This is a genomic window from Clostridium lapidicellarium (assembly GCF_041224415.1).
Lineage (GTDB): Bacteria > Bacillota > Clostridia > Clostridiales > Clostridiaceae > Clostridium_B > Clostridium_B lapidicellarium.
Genome location: NZ_JBGFFE010000004.1, coordinates 44,971 through 65,309 on the forward strand (window position 1 = coordinate 44,971; position 20,339 = coordinate 65,309).

Genomic DNA, 20,339 nt, shown 5'->3' on the forward strand with positions numbered 1-20,339 from the left:
TGAACTATTCGGTAATGTTAATGTAATAAAACGTTTACTTTTTTTTAGAAATTGTACTTTTTTATACTAGCTGAACTCATTTCATTGTAATTTATTGTCATGATAAATACGGAACCTTTGAAAATAAATAAGAGGGTTACCTTATCCCTCCCCTCTTATTTATATCCTGCTTCCTTCAAAATTTTTACGGCTTTTTCACCCTTTTGAGAACTTACCAGAATCACAGGCCCAGTGCAGCCCATTCCGCTTTCAGAATATATACCCTTTTCCCATAATACCCTGCAGGCATTGTCCAGTTCCAGTATATCTATTCCCGGTATTGCATAGGTCACAACTTCCTTAGGTGGTACTTTCACCTCTTCAACCTTTGAGGGTTTATCCTTTTTCAATATTTCCTCCAGCCCTGCAGCCTCTGCTTTTTGAAATTCATTCTTCGCCACCCGCAGTACTTTGCCTTCTGCACACATCGCACAGTATTTAAGTGCTTCACAGATAAGAGGTGCCCCAGAAGCCCTGGATACTATATTTATCAGCTTATCATAATTTTCTCCTATTCCAGGACCATATCCATATCCCAGAGTCTCATAATTTCCTCCCGTAGTATAGGCTGCAAAAATTTTTATGAGCAGATTTCCTGTCAGCGAGTCACAAACCATCACATCCGGGGTACCTGAGAGCAGGTCATTTCCTCTCATCAGTGCTTCTCCATTTTTCCTGAGAGATTGAGCAAAATTAATTTTGTATCCCCTGTTCTGCAGTTCCTCAAGTGCCCTTTGTGTACCCCTGGCTCCATCTACATTCAAAACTCCCACAGTTGGATTATCTATACCAATGGACTTTGCAACTGCAATACCAGCTATGGAGTTTTTAACCATACTCTCCACCCTACCCGTGGCCATAGTACCTGTAGTGGTTGAAATTATCATATTTCTTCCGCTGCCCGGTGTAACTATTCTTCCTACAGTTGATACCCCTATTGGAAAATCAAAATGCTGTGTCACACACCCATCTATCTTCTTTTCCTCAAGAAGGCTTACCATTTTCTTATGGCCTTCTTCTGCACTGCTTACTTCTACAGATTCAAACCCACAGTCAATCTTCGGCCCTATAAGCACTATGTCAAAATCACCGTATTTACTCCCCGCCAACTGTGCAGCTTTTATCATCTCCTCTACTCCATGCTCCGAGCCATAAACTGTAAGTCCTATTCTGGATCTTTTTTTAAAGCTTCCTTTTTCTATACCATCGGCTATATCCTCAAATGCTTCCGCAATCAGTTTTTTTGTCCTGTCCATAATTCCCCTCCTCTGTATCAAAAATTCTAATCATTCATCAACTGCTGGGCAAATTTCCTTATTTCCTGTGCTATGATCTTCTTTACCTCATCTTTGGATACTTCAGTGTTCTCCTCTTTATCACCATTGTTTTTTTCTACAAGTATAGATACTCCATCAAACAGATTCGTCATTCTTCCAAGAAACAAACTTCCCTTACCTATTACCATAAAATTGTTCAGCTTTCCACCCATTATATGTTCTATGCCGTGTCCTATGATAGGAACGCCGGATGGTATATGTCCCTGAGTGGATGCATATCCGGGATAACCATGTTTCTTGACGAATAAAGGCAGCTGTTTTCTCTCAAGCTGTCCGCTTTTGACTGCCAGGGCCCCTATCATCTTATAATTTTGTGTCGGCACATCCCCGGCACCTGCAGGTTCTGTTATATCAGGTATCTGCATTTCAGGTGCAAACTTATCCACATCCGTAATTTTCATTCCGTTCTTGGCCAGTGGATCAAGCACCAAGGCCTGTATTACAGCCTGGGGGGCAGCACCGTGGGCTATTGTATGTTTCCCCACTACATCAGTTCTAAGTACCGGGCTTATCCCATCATTTTCAGACACAAGAACTGCAAAACCCCCGAGGCAGTCTTCCAGGATAGGTATATTTTTTTTCACATGGTCCCTTCCATTCATCCCGAGTTTGGCAGTGCATCCGCCTGCAAACACTACCACATTCTTATACACACCAGACTGGACCAGTGCCGCAGCTGTAATCAGTGCATGGGCAGGCCCCGCACAAAAACCTCTCATGTCAACTCCAGTAGCACCTTTTATTCCTGCTATTTCACCACAGGCTTTGGCGGTATTCCCCCCTCCCCTTTGATTCATATCACCTACTGCTTCTTCTGAACATTCTATTAGATAATCAATTTGACTTACATCCAATTTAAAGTTTTTTACAAGGTACATAAGTGCTAAAACACCTGATGCCTTTACTGACAAGTTTTCAATCATGGTATGTGCTGACAGATTCGGATCAAATTCATGGGCTCTTTTTACACATCCCACCAGCTTGTCATCCCTGTAAAGGCCTTCTGCTATTCCATTGTCTACGAGATTCTTTATATTCTCTATGTCTTCTCCTTCTTTTAATTCATCAATTCTGCCGCTTAAAACTGGATGCTTTGCAAAGCTTTCTTTTACAGTCTCTGTAAATGACTTTTCCAGAATCACCAGATCAAATACATCGGATATCTTCAATAATCCATAAAACTCATCCTGACACATTATCTCTCCAAACTTGCCAAACCTGCTGGCCCCATCCACCCTGCTTAAATACCAGGGTCTTTTTATTTCGGATAAACTCTCAGGTGTCATATTCCCTATATAAGTCTGATTAGGAGCATAGGATACCACATCCTCAAAGGATCTCAAGTGATTTTTTATCTGCTTCAGGTAATCCGAATCCGGATTTGTCTTCCTTTCCAAAGTTTGAGTAGTACCATTATGTACCACCATATCCGGTGTATTGATTAAAACATAAGAAGCCTGCTTAACAACGGGAAAATTCATTTTAAAACCTCCTATTTATTTTAATAATAGCATGCATTCCTGCATGCTATTATTTTTTATTCTAATATCAAAATTATTTTTTGCCAAACGCTTTTCCTTTTTAATGAAATTATCTGTATCATTTATTATATTTTGAATACTGGTCTCTTATAGTCTTTACCTCACTTATAATATCTTCTACATCAAGAACCATTTCCATCATACCGCACTGTTCATCATAAATTGCAGCATCACATTCTTCCTTTATTTCAGGTTCTACTATATGATAAACAGCAAGTCCAAGTGCTGCTCCTGCAAGCGGCCCAGCAAAAGTCGGATCTCCCGCACTTACCGTTTCTGCAGAAAGGCCTGATGCTTCTGCCTCTGCTCCACCTAAAACTACAACTATATTTTCCGCACCGTATTTTTCCGTTAGATCTTTTACTCTCTGTTGGATCTCCAGATCCATAGCTCCCGCAGCCGTTCAAACGAAACATTCTGTAGAAGCAAATATAACCTCTGCTCCGGCTGATTTTACACAGGCCTCAATAGCCTGGCCAGGTATGCCATCCCTGTCTCCTATCGCAATTACCTTTTTACCCTTTAACATTTTATCTCTTCCTTTTTTAATATTTATTTTGAACTTCATTTAATTTTAAAGCTTATCATATGTAGATTTTATAAAGCTCTTCACATCATCAAGAGTGCTTATTTTATCTGCAGTTATAGCGGCCATTTTTTCACCGTTTTTATATATAATCATCGTCGGCAATCCTAGAACTTTTTGAGAAATTGCCAACCTCCTTGCACTGCTTATATTAAGGCTGGCAAATTTTATTTTGTAGCCATATACTTTTTCCAGTCCATGCACTCCCGGCATAAGCTGTTTGCATATTTCGCATTTATCTCCCCAATAGTCCACAAATACAGGTTTATCATCACAATTTAAAACCTCTTCATCAAAATTTTGTTTTGTCAATTCAATCATTACAATTTCCTCCCTTTTAATTTTTATTTTCTTCTATATAATTCTCTGCAGTAGTTGCTGCTACAGCACCATCTGCCGCTGCAGTTATAACCTGTCTTAAAGATTTTTTTCTTATATCACCTGCGGCAAATACTCCTGAAATATTAGTTCTCATATCCTCATCTGTCACAATATAACCTTTTTCATCCATAGTTACCTTCCCCTGAAACAGCTGTGATATAGGTTCATACCCTACAAATACAAAGCACCCGTCTACTTTCAAATTCCTGGTTTCACCTGTAATCTTGTTCTTTATAAGTAATCCTTCCAATATTTCATCCCCTAAAGCCCCTTCCACAATGGAATTCCATATAAATTTTATCTTAGGATTGTGAAAAGCCCTGTCCTGCAGAGATTTTGTCGCCCTAAGGGCATCTCTCCTGTGTATGACTGTAACGCTCTCTGCAAATTTCGTAAGGTAGATAGCTTCTGTAATGGCTGAATCTCCACCGCCCACTACTGCCACATCCAGGTCTGTAAAGAAATCCGCATCACAGGTTGCACAATAGGAGATTCCCCTTCCTCTCAATTCTTTCTCATTTTTAAAACCTGACAGCCTCGGATTTGCACCTGTGGCAATTATTATTGTTCTAGCTCTATAGACATTTTTTTTACTCTTTAAAACTTTAATTATACCCTCAATATCAACATCTAATATCTCATCTTTAGCAAATTTCACACCAAAGTCCAAAGCTTGATTTTTCATTCTCTCACTTAAACTCGTTCCTGTACAATTCTCAATGGAACCTGGATAATTCTCAAGTTCATCCGTTGTAGTTATCTGTCCTCCATATTTTGCCCTCTCTATTAGCAAAGTGTCCATTTTAGATCTTGCTGCATAGAGACCTGCCGATAAACCTGCTGGTCCTCCTCCAATTATTATTGAATCGTAAATATGTAACACTCTATTACCTCCTCATATTTATTTGCAAATAAATTTTTCTTCCATTGATGACTCTCCTTTTGAAAACAAAAATGGGTATAAAGTCTCTGACCTTATACTCTGTATTATTAACTTGACAAATTAGAAATTTCCTTTACTTATCAGTTAGTTTATAATTAAATTATAGTAAATCGGCAGACAATATTCATTGAATTATTCTGTAATCTTGATGTAATAAAACGTTTACTTTTTTTATAGCAATTATATCTTTTTGCACTAAATACATCTATTCATTGTACTTCATTGTGTTTAAACTTATGCTGTAGTCTATATGAAGATGGTGTAACACCAACTATTTTTTAAATACTTTTACAAAATATCCACAATCTTCAAAGCCTAAATCTATAGAAAGATTTTTAATAGAAATATCCGAACTCTCAAGTAGTTCTTTTGCTTTTTTCATTCTTAATTTATTTATATAATTGGAAAAATTTTCACCAGTGACCTTTTTAAAAAGTTTACTAAAATAGCTGGAACTAATATTGCATAAGGATGCCATTTCATCTAGACTAATACTATGACAACAGTTATTTTTAATATATTCCAAAGCTGGTTTCAAAATTATGTTGTTCCTCTGTTCTTTTACTTCAAAAGTATTATTATAAATTTCCTTATTATGGGCATCGATTAAATTATATACTCTATCAGATTCTTTTTCCCGCATTATATTTATATCTTTCATATTTTTATTTCTACCTGTCATTGATATTATTTCACTCATTTCATTTAGTTTCATCTTTAATAAAGTTTCTTCTACATTCTTATTTTTACTTGTCCTTAATATTTCCTCATTCATTTCATTCAATTTTATCTTTAACAAAGCTTCCTCCACTATATAATTACTAATGAGGAATATCATATTAGCAATTGATTTAATTTTATCCAGTGAAAACGTCTTAATTTTTTTATACGATTCTTCAATCTTTTTTTTATTAAATAGCCTTGCTTTTGCGAACATATCTTCAGATATACATTCAAGTTCATTTTTTTCGTAATTCCCTTTAATTAGAATTTGACCGCCCACCAATGCTCCTAAATACTGATTATCTACAATTACTATGTTTTGTAACAGGTGTTCCTTTATAATCAACAGTCAATAAAGATGTACCCGCCACTTTAGATATGGCATCTTGAATTTTCTGAAAATTATTTACATTTATTATATAGTCTAAATTGGGAAAATTATTTTTCAAGTTAATCCCTCCCTCCATAAAAAATATAAATTAATTGTTTTAAACTTCTGACGAATAGAAATCAAATGAATATGTCATCATGTTTTAATTTTATATTGAATTTTTATAGATAATTTCCATTCTATAACTAATTATAATACATTTAACTTATACTAGTAAACACTCCATAATAATCACCGTTATCTGCTGCAAATTAAAAAAGAAGCTTATTCAGCTTCTTTTTTAAAATCTATGATTGAGATACATCCTTGTTTTTTTTAGCTCTCAGATATAATAAATAAACTATACTGAGTGTCACCCCTATCAGGCTCACCAGTTGGGCAACTCTTATATTTCCCAGCATTAAACTGTCTGTTCTAAGCCCCTCTATAAAAAATCTTCCAAAAGAATATAACCCCACATAAGCCGAAATCACAGCTCCCTTTTCATATTTTCTTCTTAAAATATAAATTAAAATAATGCATACTGCCAGATTCCAGACGGATTCATATAAAAATGTAGGATGGTAATAGACACCATCTATGTGCATACCTTTTTGTATAAAAAGTGGAAACTTGCTTATGAACTCATAGCTTACAGGACCTCCATGAGCTTCACTGTTAAAAAAATTCCCCCACCTGCCTATTGCCTGGGCAAGTATTATAGATGGAGCTGCAAAATCCAGTAATTTTATGAAGTCTAATTTTTTATATCTATTAAATACATAAGCAGCCAAAATACCAAGTATAAGTCCGCCGTGAATTGCAAGTCCTCCCTGCCTTATATTTATCATATCAAACAAATTATCTTTATAGTATTGAAATCGGAAAATAACATAATAAGCTCTGGCACCTATTATTGCAAAGGGAAATGACACTAAAAATACATCTATCAGGATATCAAAATTATACTTTTTATATTTACAATTTGAATCAGCCAGTAAAATAGCCGCCAATATTCCCAAAGCTATTATTATCCCATACCACCTTATTTCAAAACCATTTATAGAAAAAGCTATCGGGTTCATATGTATATTACAACCTTTCCTTAAATTTAAAATTCATACCAAATTCTTTAAGTCAATAGAGCCGTTATTTATAAATTATATACCAATCGAAATTTTTGTAAAGTCCTGTTATTTTGCTAAAAAAAGAGTTCTGGATTTCTCCAAAACTCTTTGTATTTTAAACTATTTCTGTGAACCCTTTTTTTGAAATTCATCGTAGATATCCCCAAAGATATGGCTATCTTTATCAACAAATAAACATTCATCAGGTTCATCTTTCATGATTACCGGCCCTGAACTGCTGTCAAATACACAGTATCTTGATCCCCCATAATCCAATTTTTCACACCCGCACTGCCAGCATTCATGACTTATTTTCATTATATCATCTCCAAGTTTTTAAGATCTATTATAAATAAAAAAGTCAAAAATGTTAAGAGCTAAATACAAATTTAACCATACTGAGTTATTCTGAATCCTTATTATATATAGGTGCTATTTCATCTTCAAAATTCTGGGATATGACTCCGCATCCACCAACTATACCTATTTCAGTGTCTGATGTAGCATTTTTCTTTATATATGCTACAGCGTTATTTGTAGCTTCCGTTGAATCTTTATCCACTAATACAAGGGGTGCTGAATATTTTCCAGCCACTGCAGAGGCCACCAGTGCATCTGCATACATATTGTCCGGAACCGATGGGCTTGCACTTGCAACATATAACTTACCAGCCTTAAAACTGTCCTTAAATGCATCTAATACCTTCAAATTGGTATCAAACCTGTCTGCCCCACCATCTATCCTCTTAGTTGCTCCAAGGGAATTATAGATAGTGTCATTTATCACATTTTCAGTTCCAACAACTACCGCATTGGACTTATTCGTTTTTATAAAATCCACTACCGGTTTAGTTAAAGATTGATTATTATCTGCCAGCAGCAATATCTCCTCCTTGGAAGCTGCTGCCGGTGCTGCTGAAAGGGCATCGGAAAATCCATTTCCGCTGGCAATCACTACATTGCTGGGATCAACACCTAATTTAACCAATCTGTCGGCTATCTTCACATTGGTTTCATATCTGTTAGCTCCACCCAATTCTGCCAGAGCATAATTGTCTTTGAGTTCATTTCTTATATTCTGTGAAATAGAACCAACTCCGCCAATCACATATATAACCTTAGGTTTTAACATATCAATTTCATCTTTAGCATATGGATCCAATGTATTTTGTGTAGTTAAAATTATAGGTGCATCCAATTTCTTGGCCAGTACTGAAGCACTGGCTGCATCTGCATATTGTTCCCCGGATACCAACACCACATTGTCGCTTCCATTAGGCCAATTTACCTTTGCTACACGGGCAGCAGTCGCGTATCTGTTGACACCGCTCATCCTTACAATTTTGCTGTTTTCTGCCTTAACCGGGCCAATTGACAAAGCTGTGGTCAAAATCAAAGACATAAATGCAACAACTGCAATTGATTTTAAACTCTTTCTGTACATATATAACCTCATCCTCCTAAAAATTATATAATCATTCATATATTTATATAATTCATTTTATAAATATATGTATCCGTTTAAGAGTATGGCAAAATGAAAAACACCAAGCACACAGCCTAGTGTTTTCAGCCCGTAAGTAAATCTGTAAGCCGAGTTCTGTATTAGACAATCATCTATCTAGACCCATTGTTGCCAGTGGGTTCCAGCGATACTACCCGAAAGCAAAGCGGGCCACTTTTCTCATGCTTTCCTATTCGATCTTGCTTCAGATGGGGTTTACACAGCCGCAGGATCACCCCTGCGCTGGTGAGCTCTTACCTCGCCTTTCCAACCTTACTGCAGTCAAAATCAAATATAATCTGTTTCTGCAGCGGTATATTTCTGTTGCACTTTCCTTCAGGTCACCCTGACTGGGAGTTACCCAGCACCCTGCCCTATGAAGCTCGGACTTTCCTCTGCTGTAATTGTAATTTTAAAGCAGCGATTGTCTGGTTTACTTACGTTACTCATCTTATCATAGTTATTATTATATTACAATAGTAATTCAAATTTTTTATATAGAAAACCACAGATTATTTAGAATCGCCGCCATAATATATTATCCTCCCGCAATTGTCACAATAAACTATATTCTTGTGATTTTTGATCTCATCTATAGTCACGGCAGATACTTTCATCCTGCATCCTGAGCACACCCCGTTCAATATTTTCGCGGCTCCAGTTCCTTTAACAGAACATAACTCATTGAATTTATCCAATAATCTTGGGGGAAGTTTTTTCTCACAATTCAATATATCCTTTTCAGCCTCTTCCATATTCTTTTTAGTTTCAATTATCTTGTCATTCCCAAATTTTTTATTTTCATAAAATTCATCTTTTATATCGATTAATTTTTTTCTGAGAACATCTCTTTCCTTTGACAGATCTTCCTCTTCACACATCATATCCAAACTCTTTTCTTCAAGATCCTTGATTTCGTCTTCCTTTAATTTAATAGATTTTTCCAGAGTATTTATGAATTTCAAATCATATTTCATATTTCCATAAAGTTTATCCTCTTCCTGTTTCAATTCTTTTCTTACATCCTGAAGTTTTTTTTCAAACTGCTCGATGCTTTCCTTAACCATTTTAAGCTTGGAATCTACATTCTTATATTCTGATTTTTTTTCATCGAACTGTTTCTTTTTCTCTTTCATAAAATCATTATTGGGTCTTTCCTTTAAAACTTTTTCCGCTTTTTTTATAATCTCTCTATCCTGCTGAATTTTTAAAAGTAAATCTAACATTTATTTTCTCTTCCCCTTTCTGCTACCTGAACTTTAAAATCACTTAATACAAAAAAGTAGAAATGAATTTAAATTCATTTCTACTTACATTTATATGGATCTCTGTTAACTTTTGATAAAATCACATTATTTTCAAATCCAAGGGATTTTATTTTATTTTGCAAAAACACAGCTACCTTTTTCATAGCTGGCCATTCAGTCCCAAAATGACCTGCATCAATTACCGCTATACCCTGTTCTTCAAAATCACTGACATAATGATAAGTGGTGTCTCCTGTAATTATGCAATCGACTCCCTGCAATCTTACTTCATTAAAATAACTCTGTCCGCTTCCATTTATCACTGCAATCTTTTCTATAAGCTTAAACTCATTTCCCACATACCTAACTGAAGGTATTTCCAGACACCTTTTTACCTTATTGCAGAGCTCGCTTAAAATAATAGGTTCTCTAAGACGGCTTATCCTTCCTATTCCATCCCTATATTCTAATCTGCCATCAACTTTCACAGGTTCAATGACGTCACTGGAATCAAACCCAAGCATCTCCATAATTATATCATTTATTCCTCCCTGTGCAGAATCAAGATTGGTATGACAGGAATAAACATTTATATGATTTTCTATCAGCATCATTATCTTTTTGCCAAGCAAGCTGCCCACAGTTATACTGTCCGGCCTTTTAAACAAAAGTGGATGATGGGTAAATATAAGATTACATTTATTTTGCTGTGCCTCTTCTATAACCTTCAAAGTGCAGTCCAATGACACCAATATGGAAGTGACCTCACATTCCATATCTCCTACCATAAGTCCTACGTTGTCATAACTTTCCTTAAGTCTAGGAGGTGCATACTTTTCAATTATATTCTTTATATCATTTATTTTCAACTGCATCATATCAGCTCCCGCAATTTCCTTATTTTAGCCTGTAGCTCTATTTTCCTTCTATTGGCCAGTTCGGTATGGCCCTTTATATTCAAAATTATTTTCCTGTAATTTTCTATCTTGCTTTCTATAAATTTTGAGAGATACCTATGCTTTTTTTCTATTAAAATTTTTCCAACTTCATAAAATATACTGTCAACTTTCTCTATATCAGAAGCATATTCTATTTTAATTATCTCATAAAATCTATTTTCGTCAATACATAATTCTTCATCTAATATTTTAAAACCTTTTTTATAGATATACTCCCGCAGTACCTCTGAATTCTGCATGGGCTGAAGTACAAAAGAATCTGACTTTCTAAATACATCAATATGGCTTTCTATTATATCCGCTATAAGATTTCCTCCCATCCCTGCAATCACTATTTCCTCTGCTTCTCCAGGAGCTATGGTGGAAAGACCTTCTCCAAGTCTGCAATCTATCCTGCCGCTTAAATTCTCAGATTTTACATTGAGCATAGCCTTCTTTATGGGACCTATATTTATATCTGATGCTATAACCCTGCTGCAAATATGATTTTTTATCAGATAAATAGGCACGTATCCATGATCCGTACCTATATCCGCTGCACAGCGGCATTTATCCACCATACACGCAACAGTTTTTAGCCTTGAACTGATTTCCATATACTTCTCCTATCTAAACGTGCAGAGTATTCTAATCTGCATGATAAAATAAAACAGTGCCACTATAAAAGATATATATATGTATTTATAAGAATACCTTTTATCATATTTTGAGTAAATATATCCTGCATAATACATACAAAAAAGTACTCCCATGTTTAAGATTCCATAAGACATCTGTTTGAATGCAAATTGTTTGCCTGTCCCAAACTTTACAGCCATAAATCTCGTGTCAAAACTAACGGGCATTCTATCTGGTAATTTTCCATACAAGTATAAGATTATCGGTATCAACGCAAGTAAAACAACAACTATAGAAGTAATTATAAATGGAATGAAAAATTTAGGTTCCTTGTTTATGGAAATACTCTTACTCAGTCTATTTTCCCATTTAAAACAATTTATCCTTCTTTTTTCTAATTCTTCTGTAAATTTTTTAAAATTCTCCGGAGATAATCCATAATTTGCAGTATCTGTTTTTAAATACACTACATTTTTAGTCGAAGTGACAAACATATAGGTGTTACCTATCTTATCAATAAAAGATCTACCTATTGCAAATTTATTTTTACCGTATCCTGATAATTTAACTCCCCTTATATGTCCCTGTGAGCTCTGGTACATCTGAATAGTTTTAAATGGAATTTCTTCATTTTTAAGACTAAGCGCACTGGTTATATACAAATTATCTTCATCCATCGAATATTTAAGAGTACCACAAATAACAATATAATAAAGCTGATATAAATTTAAAAAGAGCAATGTAAATTTTAATAAATTATATATCTCATAGGAATTCACAAAATTTATTAAAAATATAAGTACGGCATCATACAAAATCATCAAACCTATAATAAAATACACACCTACTCCTTTTGCAGCTCTATAGGTAATTTTCACTTCACTATCACCTTCTTTGTTAATAATTATATCATAAAATAATTAAAGCACCTTTAATTGGTGCTTTAATCTAAATAATCTTTTAACTTTTTGCTTCTACTCGGGTGCCTCAGTTTTCTAAGAGCCTTGGCTTCTATCTGTCTTATTCTCTCTCTAGTCACATTAAATTCCTTCCCGACTTCTTCCAAAGTTCTTGCCCTTCCGTCATCCAGCCCGAATCTCAGCCTCAGCACTTTTTCCTCCCTGGGAGTCAAGGTGTCAAGAACATTTATGAGTTGTTCCTTGAGCATTGTAAAAGCTGCCGCTTCCGCCGGTGCAGGTGCTTCGTCGTCCGGTATGAAATCTCCAAGATGGCTGTCTTCCTCTTCTCCAATAGGGGTTTCAAGGGATACGGGTTCCTGGGCTATCTTCATAATTTCCCTAACTTTATCCACGGGCATTTCCATTATCTTGGCTACCTCTTCAGGATGTGGATCCCTGCCTAATTCCTGAAGCAGCTGCCTGGAAACTCTGATAAGTTTATTTATTGTCTCCACCATATGGACAGGTATTCTTATAGTCCTTGCCTGATCTGCAATTGCTCTTGTAATTGCCTGCCTTATCCACCAGGTAGCATAGGTGCTGAATTTGTACCCCTTTCTGTAGTCAAACTTTTCAACTGCTTTTATAAGCCCTAAATTTCCTTCCTGGATTAAATCCAGAAACAACATTCCCCTGCCTACATACCTCTTCGCTATACTGACTACCAATCTCAAATTAGCTTCCGCAAGTTTCTTTTTAGCTTCTTGATCTCCCGCCTCTATTCTCTTGGCAAGGGATATTTCTTCTTCCGGCAAGAGCAATGAAACTTTTCCTATTTCTTTTAAATACATTCTAACTGGATCATCTATGGCCACACCTTCCGGAACCGACAAATCCAAATTCTTTTCATCTTTATTAGTCCCATTTAAATCTCCAGTTACTTCTACACCCATGGATTCGAGTGTTTCATATATTTTCTCTATCTGTTCAGGGCTTAAATCCACCTCTTCCAATTCATCCATTATCTCTTTATAAGTTAAAGTGCCTTTTTTCTTCCCTTTTTCTATAAGCTTTTTGACTAGCTGTATTTTTGAATTTCTACTCTTCATTTTCTTGCCTCCTTTAACCATTACTGCAACTCACCAATCCTTTTCTGTATTTCAATTAACTTTTGTGCCAATTTCAAAGATTCATTCAATCTTCCCTCAGATTCGAACTTTTTTATTTCACCAATAATATAATTTTTGGATTCCTCTAATCTATGTTTTTTAATCTTATTTACAAAATCATCTATTAAACCTCTATAATCATAATTATCATATAATATCCTGGTATCCATAATCTCTACCCACTCTTTAGATGTATTCACATCATCGCACTTTACCTCTATCAATTTTTTTCGTTTTTCTACATCATAGTTCATATTCTTCACTATATATCCATATATTTTCCTGTGACTTTCCAGTATAATATCCTCAGCACCTATTTTATCCAGTGAATATTTAAAAGCCTCCTCATTTTCAAGAATTAACTTTAAGAGAGCCCTTTCCGCCTTTAAATATGCTGGTTCTAAATATAATTTTTGTCCAAAACCCATATCTATATTCATATTTTCATGTTTTTTTACATTTTTTTGGATATTCCTCTCATTTAACATATCATAAAGTACCTGATCTCTTATGCCTGTTTCTTCCGATAATTTCTTCAAATACACTTCTCTTTCTATAGGATCCACTTTTGCCAGTACTTCAAGTACTTTCTCTGCATATTTAACAGTACCTTCCGTACTGTTAAAATTCACGCTTTCCCTTATATTTTGGATTTTATACTCTATAAGGGGAACAGCTTTATCTACAAGTTTCAAAAATCCCTCTCTGCCGTTGTCCCTGACAAATTCATCTGGATCCTTGCCGTCCGGTATCTGCAGTACCTCAACTTCCATGCCAACTTTCTTTAGTATATCCATACCACGTACCGTTGCCATCTGACCAGCCGTATCTGCATCATAAGATATTATAACTTTATCTGCATATCTTGCCATAAGTCTAGCCTGATTTACAGTAAGGGCTGTTCCCAGCGAAGCCACCACATTGGTTATGCCGCATTGATGAAGAGATATACAGTCCATATAACCCTCTACAATTATAAGCACTCTTGAAAAATTCCCCTTCAGTGCAAAATTTAGTCCGTAAAGGTTAGTGCCTTTCTTAAATAGAGAAGTCTCCGGTGAATTTAAATACTTAGGTTTTGAATTATCAAGTACCCTTCCTCCAAATCCTATTACCTTCCCCCTGCTATTAAATACAGGAAAAATTATCCTATTTCTAAATCTATCGTAATAATTTCCCTTCTGGCTTTTGATTATGAGTCCTGCAGAAACCATATCCAGTTCCGTAAATCCCTCATTTTTTAAAAAGTTAAGCATATGATTCCAGCTGTCAACAGAATATCCCAATCCAAATCTCCTTATGGTATTTTCAGTTATACCCCTGTTCGACAAATAATTCCTAGCGCTTTCACTTTTCTTTAAACAGTTAAAAAAATACCTTGCAGCCGACGTATTTAATTTGTAAAGTTTCTGAAAAGTATTCTTTCTATGGCTGCTGCCCTTATCAAAATCTATATCTATGTTTACTCTATCTGCCAATAACTTCACTGCTTCTGGAAAGCTTAAATTTTTATACTTCATTATAAATGTAAATACATTTCCCGCTTCTCCGCATCCAAAGCATTTGTATATCTGTTTGTCTCTTGATACACTAAAAGATGGAGTTTTTTCATGATGAAAGGGACATAATCCCATATAATTTCTCCCCGATTTTTTAAGCTTCACACTTTCAGATATTACATCCACTATGTCATTTTCTTCTTTTACTTTTTGAATGACATCTTCCGATATCACTAAATAATCCCACCTATCTTAAAAATTAATAAACCCAAATTATTGCGTCCAAGGATAAATATATTCGACATAAATTACTATATTCCTTCTTTAATGCTAAAAATTTTTATTCCCAAGTAAGAATATATTATATATATTCTTTACAGAAATTAAATATCCTTCAATTTCAGTTACTACCCAATTGTATTTTACCCATATAATAGCAGAAATTATTCCTTAACATATAACAAACTTAGGTACATATATGTTGTGAAACATTATAAGACAATAATCATCGCTCATTCCGGATATATAGTCCGCCACTCCCCTGTAAATACCCTCTTCCTTTACAATGTTAAAATAAAATTCAGGCATTTTGTCCGGATGTTTGAAAAAATAGTTAAATACCTGTTCAAGTACAAATTTAGCTTTATCTCTCTCGGCCTTCAATATATCTCCTTTATATATTTTTTTAAACATAAAATTTCTGAGTACACAGAGTGCATCAAATACTTCATTGCTGAGAGCAACTTGTTTTATTCCATTTTTAATATTTTCCATAGTAGTATAAATGCAGTCTTTAACCAGAGTATCTATTCTATTGCTGTTGGTTCTCCCCAATACTTTTATGGCAATACCAGGTATGTCGCTTTCATTCAACAGCCCAGCCCTTATGGAATCATCTATGTCATGATTCACATAAGCTATCTTGTCACTGTATCTGACTACCTGTCCCTCCAGGGTAAAGGCCTTTGACTTATCTGTAAAACCGCTGTGATGTAATATCCCATCCAGTACTTCCCTTGTTAAATTAAGCCCCTTGCCCTGTTTTTCTATTCTAGTAAGTACCCTCACACTGTTTTCATTGTGCTTAAAGCCCTGCGGCAGAAGTTTATCGAGCAGTTCTTCACCACTGTGGGCAAAAGCCACATGTCCAATATCATGTCCCATGGCTATAGCTTCTATCAAATCCTCATTCAATCCTATTCCCTTGCCTATGGTCTTTCCTATCTGATTCACTTCCAATGTATGAGTAAGCCTAGTTCTATAATGATCTCCCGGCATCTTTATATATACCTGAGTTTTATGCTTTAATCTTCTAAAAGATTTGCTGTGTATTATTCTGTCTCTGTCTATCATATAATCGGTTCTTATATCATCCTTTTTTTCCTTTACATTCCTTCCCATTGTTTCAACAGAAAAGGCAGCTTGAGGTATCAGTATCAATTTTTCTTTGTGCTCTATCTTTTCCCTTATCTTCACAGCAATCACCTCATAAATTTATTCTACTTCACAGCTGAAAACTCCTTTTTTTAATGAAAATGTATAATATAAAGAAACTTTTAATATTATTATAGAGAAAGAAATTTTAAGGAGTTTTATATGGATTTATTATCTGAGGAAAACGTAAAAAAATACATTTTGCCTCATTATGATATGGCAGATGCAGATATAATCAGAATTAAATTTAAAAATACAGATAAACAAAGAGCCGTATATAAGGTAAATTATTCAAACAAAAATTACTGTTTAAAAAAGGTATACTTCGACGAAAGCAATTTGCTTTTCGTATATTCAGCAATAGAATGGCTTTCTCGAAATGGGATCAGAGTTCCCAGAATACTGCCTACAATCCGAAAAAATCGTTTCGTAAAATACAAAGGAATGCTCTTCATAATGACTCCCTGGATAATAGGAGTCAAATGCAGCTATGACGATAGTCTGCATTTACTATATGCAATTTCCAATTTATCCAAGATGCATCTCGTAAGCAAAAATTTTTTTCCAATAGACGGAAGTAAACTTAGGGTAAATTTTGAAAATATATATATATCTTTTCAAAAACACTTAAATCAACTTTTAAATTGCTCAAATTTAGCTTTTAAATACAAGGACAAATTTTCTACATTATTTTTACGATACTTTGAAATAAATTTCATGCTGGCCAAAATATCAGCCAGAATATCTTCAAACATAAATTATAAAAATCTAAGTGTCAGCCTATGTCATTTAGATTACGTAAACAAAAACATAATATTTGATGAAGAAAATAATATCTGGGTAATTGATTTCGACAAATGCAGTATAGATTACTGTGCCCATGATATATCCTATTTTTTCAGAAGGTTCCTAAAAAGGAACTCCACCAATTGGAGGCTTGATACCACCATATCCTGTCTGGAACTCTATGAAAAAACTTTCCCGCTGACCCTAGATGACTACAAATATATTATTTCCTATCTATCGTTTCCTCAAAAATTTTGGAAAATATCGAGGGATTATTATAATAATATATTGAAGTGCAATCATAATTCTTTTATCTATTTATTAAAAAAATATTCCAGCAGCTGTCAAAATCAACTTAAATTCACAATAGAATTTGGAAAATATATAGAAAAAAAATTTGATACTACCTTCCAATGACTTTAAACTTCCGCACATAAAACCGACCTTTCCCTAAAAAGCAAAAGGTCGGTTAATTATCTTTTAATATCATCCACTTTTAAAAACTACCTATTTTCAACCATTAATCTACCTTGGATCCTTTATCTGAGCCTGGGCTGCAGCTAACCTTGCCACAGGTATTTTAACAGGAAGACAAGAAATATAATCAAATCCAATATCGTGAAAAAATTCTATCGATGAAGGATCTCTTCCCTGTTCGCCGCATATTCCAAGTCCTATATCAGCTTTCGTTTCCCTGCCTAATTTTACAGCCATATCTATGAGTTTACCCACTCCAGCTCGATCTATCTTCTGAAATGGATCAAACTCATATATCTTCTTATCACAATATGAACTCAAGGATTTGCTTAGATCATCTCTTGAAAATCCAAAAGTCATCTGAGTCAAATCATCTGTCCCAAAAGAAAAAAATTCAGCTTCTGCCGCTATTTTGTCAGCAGTAAGCGCAGCTCTTGGAACCTCTATCATCGTACCTACTTTATATCCCAATTCAATACCACTGGCTTTTATCACTTCATCCGCCGTTTTTACAACTATATTTTTCACATATTTTAACTCTCTTACCCCTCCTACAAGAGGTACCATTATCTCTGGAACTATATTATATCCCTTTTCCCTTTTAACGTCAATAGCAGCTTCCATAATAGCTTTGGTCTGAATTTCCGCTATTTCAGGATAAGAAATGGCAAGCCTGCAGCCTCTTTGTCCCATCATGGGATTGAATTCATGAAAAGATCTTACAGTATTTTTTAACTTCTGAAAATTCACACCCATTTTATCAGACAAATTCTTTATGGAACTTTCATCCGCAGGTAAAAATTCATATAGTGATGAATCCAGGAGCCTAATCGTTACGGATCTTTCTCCTGCAGCTTCATATATTTTGATGAAATCCTCTTTTTGTTTAGGCAAAAGTTTATACAATGCCCTTCTCTTCTGCTCCTCTGTACTGAAAACTATCATTTCTCTAATGTAAGATATCCTGTCTTCATTGAAGAACATACGCTCCGTCCTGCAAAGCCCTATTCCTTCGGCTCCAAATTCAACTGCCTTTTTGACATCCCCCGGAGTATCCGCATTGGCTCTAACTGCCATTTTCTTTATATCATCCGTCCAGCCCATGAATATACTAAAATAACCTGACACTTCAGGTAACACTGTCTGCATGAATTTTCCATATACATTCCCGGTGCTGCCGTCCAGCGATATATAGTCACCTTTCCTGTAGAGCCTGTCCTTAACTTTAAAATTTCCTGCCTTTTCATCTATTATCAAATTGTTACAGCTGGTTACACAGCAAATTCCCATTGCCCTAGCCGTTACAGCTGCACGAGAAGTCATTCCGCCTTTTGTAGTAAGTATACCTTCTGAAGCTGATATTCCCTCTATATCTTCAGGTAAGGTTTCAGTTTTCACAAGTATTACCTTTTCACCGTGATCATGGTGTTTTTTTGCATCTTCTGATGTAAAATATATTCTTCCGCAGGCAGCTCCCTGTGATGCAGGAAGCCCCTTTGCTATCGCATCCGCTCTTTTTAGCTCATCCCTATCAAAATTTAGATGCAGAAGGGTATCCAGCTGTCTGGGTTCAACTTTGAGTACAGCCTCTTCCTTTCCGATTAAATTTTCTTCCACCATATCCACTGCTATTCTAAGTGCAGCCTGTGCAGTTCTCCTCCCGCTCCTGGTCTGGAGAAAATACAGTTTTCCCCGTTCTATGGTAAATTCCACATCCTGCATATCCCTGTAGTGATTTTCCAATTTATGTGCAATATTCATGAATTGGGAATAACACTCCGGAAGATCTTCTTTCAAATTTATTATGGGCTGTGGTATTCCAATTCCTGCAACAACATCTTCTCCCTGGGCATTTATAAGATATTCACCAAATACGGATTTTTCTCCGGTAGCAGGATTTCTGGTAAATGCCACACCTGTGCCCGAAGTTTCTCCCATATTTCCAAATACCATGGATTGTACATTTACAGCCGTACCCCATTTATCTGAAATTCCATTTGATTTTCTGTATATTACAGCCCGCGGGTTATACCAGGACATAAATACAGCGGCAATGGCCTGCAATAGCTGCCTTTCAGGATTTTGAGGGAAATTACTTCCTGTCTCATCATTGTAAATTTTTTTAAATTTCACAATTATTTCCTTTAAATCGGATACTGTAAGTTCTGCATTCTCTGCATTATCCAGTACATCTTCAAATTTTTTCTTTTCAATTCCCATAACTACAGTTGAAAACATCTGAATGAATCTCCCATAGGAATCATAGGCAAATCTCTCATTTCCCGCAAGCCTGCCCAATCCTTTCACCGTTTCGTCATTTAAGCCTAAATTAAGTATAGTATCCATCATTCCAGGCATGGAAATTTTTGCCCCTGATCTGACAGATACTAAAAGAGGATTTTCTTTATTTCCAAATTCTCTACCCGTTTTCTTTTCAATTTTTCCAAGTGCACTATAAATCTCCTCTATAATGTCTTCGGATATAGTTTTGTTCTCTCCATAATACTTGATACAGGCCTCTGTAGTTATGGTAAATCCTTCTGGAACAGGTATACCAATGTTTATCATTTCTGCTAAATTTGCGCCTTTTCCACCCAGTAAATCCCTCATACTAGCATTTCCCTCATTGAAAAGATAAACATATTTTTTATCTTTCATTCATAACACCCCTCCTTTACATATAAAATTTAACATGCCATC

Annotated in this window: 19 protein-coding genes and 1 other RNA gene; 1 reads left to right on the forward strand and 19 read right to left on the reverse strand. The window is 35.2% G+C overall.

Going from position 1 to position 20,339, the window contains the following annotated elements:
* Positions 1-155: 155 nt before the first annotated feature.
* The 18 genes from grdD to AB8S09_RS04700 form a co-directional block, all read right to left on the reverse strand.
* Positions 156-1,295, reverse strand: a complete 1,140-nt coding sequence (gene grdD / locus AB8S09_RS04615; protein ID WP_369868557.1) for a glycine/sarcosine/betaine reductase complex component C subunit alpha — start codon at positions 1,293-1,295, stop codon at positions 156-158.
* 26 nt (positions 1,296-1,321) lie between these two features.
* The gene (gene grdC / locus AB8S09_RS04620) at positions 1,322-2,857 is read right to left on the reverse strand and encodes a glycine/sarcosine/betaine reductase complex component C subunit beta (protein WP_369868558.1); all 1,536 of its coding nucleotides are present in this window, start codon (positions 2,855-2,857) and stop codon (positions 1,322-1,324) included.
* 118 nt (positions 2,858-2,975) lie between these two features.
* Complete coding sequence (gene grdA / locus AB8S09_RS04625; protein WP_369868559.1) at positions 2,976-3,446, reverse strand: glycine/sarcosine/betaine reductase complex selenoprotein A; 471 nt, start codon at positions 3,444-3,446, stop codon at positions 2,976-2,978.
* Between the two features lie 45 nt (positions 3,447-3,491).
* Entirely contained in the window at positions 3,492-3,824 is a 333-nt protein-coding gene (locus tag AB8S09_RS04630; protein WP_369868560.1) for a thioredoxin family protein, read from the reverse strand.
* A gap of 16 nt (positions 3,825-3,840) precedes the next feature.
* Positions 3,841-4,767, reverse strand: coding sequence for a thioredoxin-disulfide reductase (gene trxB / locus AB8S09_RS04635; RefSeq protein WP_369868561.1), 927 nt, complete (start codon positions 4,765-4,767; stop codon positions 3,841-3,843).
* Positions 4,768-5,098: 331 nt separating this feature from the next.
* The gene (locus tag AB8S09_RS04640; protein WP_369868562.1) at positions 5,099-5,830 is read right to left on the reverse strand and encodes a helix-turn-helix domain-containing protein; all 732 of its coding nucleotides are present in this window, start codon (positions 5,828-5,830) and stop codon (positions 5,099-5,101) included.
* A gap of 19 nt (positions 5,831-5,849) precedes the next feature.
* Positions 5,850-5,999 (reverse strand): PocR ligand-binding domain-containing protein, encoded by a 150-nt coding sequence (locus tag AB8S09_RS04645; protein ID WP_369868563.1) that lies wholly within the window; start codon positions 5,997-5,999, stop codon positions 5,850-5,852.
* Between the two features lie 229 nt (positions 6,000-6,228).
* A complete protein-coding gene (lgt, locus tag AB8S09_RS04650) occupies positions 6,229-7,005 on the reverse strand; it encodes a prolipoprotein diacylglyceryl transferase (protein ID WP_294182392.1) in 777 nt (258 codons plus the stop codon).
* Between the two features lie 162 nt (positions 7,006-7,167).
* The gene (locus tag AB8S09_RS04655) at positions 7,168-7,365 is read right to left on the reverse strand and encodes a hypothetical protein (RefSeq protein ID WP_294182391.1); all 198 of its coding nucleotides are present in this window, start codon (positions 7,363-7,365) and stop codon (positions 7,168-7,170) included.
* 85 nt (positions 7,366-7,450) lie between these two features.
* A complete protein-coding gene (locus tag AB8S09_RS04660) occupies positions 7,451-8,491 on the reverse strand; it encodes a cell wall-binding repeat-containing protein (RefSeq protein WP_294182390.1) in 1,041 nt (346 codons plus the stop codon).
* A gap of 129 nt (positions 8,492-8,620) precedes the next feature.
* Positions 8,621-8,991: RNase P RNA component class A (gene rnpB, locus AB8S09_RS04665), an RNA gene on the reverse strand.
* A gap of 72 nt (positions 8,992-9,063) precedes the next feature.
* Positions 9,064-9,777 carry a zinc ribbon domain-containing protein gene (locus AB8S09_RS04670; protein ID WP_369868564.1) on the reverse strand — a complete coding sequence of 238 codons (714 nt, stop codon included), beginning with the start codon at positions 9,775-9,777 and terminating at the stop codon, positions 9,064-9,066.
* Between the two features lie 80 nt (positions 9,778-9,857).
* Entirely contained in the window at positions 9,858-10,673 is an 816-nt protein-coding gene (locus AB8S09_RS04675) for a Nif3-like dinuclear metal center hexameric protein (protein WP_369868604.1), read from the reverse strand.
* Positions 10,673-11,353 (reverse strand): tRNA (adenine(22)-N(1))-methyltransferase, encoded by a 681-nt coding sequence (locus AB8S09_RS04680; protein ID WP_294182388.1) that lies wholly within the window; start codon positions 11,351-11,353, stop codon positions 10,673-10,675. The genes AB8S09_RS04675 and AB8S09_RS04680 overlap by 1 nt, the downstream gene beginning before the upstream one ends.
* A gap of 9 nt (positions 11,354-11,362) precedes the next feature.
* Entirely contained in the window at positions 11,363-12,253 is an 891-nt protein-coding gene (locus AB8S09_RS04685; RefSeq protein ID WP_369868565.1) for a PH domain-containing protein, read from the reverse strand.
* A 65-nt stretch (positions 12,254-12,318) separates the two neighbouring features.
* Complete coding sequence (gene rpoD, locus AB8S09_RS04690) at positions 12,319-13,404, reverse strand: RNA polymerase sigma factor RpoD (RefSeq protein ID WP_294182387.1); 1,086 nt, start codon at positions 13,402-13,404, stop codon at positions 12,319-12,321.
* Complete coding sequence (dnaG, locus tag AB8S09_RS04695; RefSeq protein WP_369868566.1) at positions 13,404-15,176, reverse strand: DNA primase; 1,773 nt, start codon at positions 15,174-15,176, stop codon at positions 13,404-13,406. Before dnaG ends, rpoD begins: the two co-directional genes overlap by 1 nt.
* A 216-nt stretch (positions 15,177-15,392) precedes the next feature.
* A complete protein-coding gene (locus tag AB8S09_RS04700; RefSeq protein ID WP_369868567.1) occupies positions 15,393-16,418 on the reverse strand; it encodes a deoxyguanosinetriphosphate triphosphohydrolase in 1,026 nt (341 codons plus the stop codon).
* A 120-nt stretch (positions 16,419-16,538) separates the two neighbouring features.
* On the opposite strand from AB8S09_RS04700, the gene AB8S09_RS04705 reads away from it, so the two are divergent.
* Positions 16,539-17,579 (forward strand): CotS family spore coat protein, encoded by a 1,041-nt coding sequence (locus tag AB8S09_RS04705; RefSeq protein WP_294182384.1) that lies wholly within the window; start codon positions 16,539-16,541, stop codon positions 17,577-17,579.
* A 108-nt stretch (positions 17,580-17,687) separates the two neighbouring features.
* Here AB8S09_RS04705 and ppdK read toward each other — a convergent pair whose 3' ends face one another.
* On the reverse strand, positions 17,688-20,297 hold the full coding sequence (ppdK, locus tag AB8S09_RS04710; RefSeq protein WP_369868568.1) for a pyruvate, phosphate dikinase: 2,610 nt from the start codon (positions 20,295-20,297) through the stop codon (positions 17,688-17,690).
* Positions 20,298-20,339: the final 42 nt, after the last annotated feature.

Coding starts and splice junctions, on each gene's coding strand:
- grdD (WP_369868557.1), bottom strand. CDS start 1,295: ATGGACAGGACAAAAAAACTGATTGCGGAAGCATTTGAGGATATAGCC.
- grdC (WP_369868558.1), bottom strand. CDS start 2,857: ATGAATTTTCCCGTTGTTAAGCAGGCTTCTTATGTTTTAATCAATACA.
- AB8S09_RS04630 (WP_369868560.1), bottom strand. CDS start 3,824: ATGATTGAATTGACAAAACAAAATTTTGATGAAGAGGTTTTAAATTGT.
- lgt (WP_294182392.1), bottom strand. CDS start 7,005: ATGAACCCGATAGCTTTTTCTATAAATGGTTTTGAAATAAGGTGGTAT.
- AB8S09_RS04655 (WP_294182391.1), bottom strand. CDS start 7,365: ATGAAAATAAGTCATGAATGCTGGCAGTGCGGGTGTGAAAAATTGGAT.
- AB8S09_RS04660 (WP_294182390.1), bottom strand. CDS start 8,491: ATGTACAGAAAGAGTTTAAAATCAATTGCAGTTGTTGCATTTATGTCT.
- AB8S09_RS04670 (WP_369868564.1), bottom strand. CDS start 9,777: ATGTTAGATTTACTTTTAAAAATTCAGCAGGATAGAGAGATTATAAAA.
- AB8S09_RS04675 (WP_369868604.1), bottom strand. CDS start 10,673: ATGCAGTTGAAAATAAATGATATAAAGAATATAATTGAAAAGTATGCA.
- AB8S09_RS04680 (WP_294182388.1), bottom strand. CDS start 11,353: ATGGAAATCAGTTCAAGGCTAAAAACTGTTGCGTGTATGGTGGATAAA.
- rpoD (WP_294182387.1), bottom strand. CDS start 13,404: ATGGTTAAAGGAGGCAAGAAAATGAAGAGTAGAAATTCAAAAATACAG.
- AB8S09_RS04705 (WP_294182384.1), top strand. CDS start 16,539: ATGGATTTATTATCTGAGGAAAACGTAAAAAAATACATTTTGCCTCAT.
- ppdK (WP_369868568.1), bottom strand. CDS start 20,297: ATGAAAGATAAAAAATATGTTTATCTTTTCAATGAGGGAAATGCTAGT.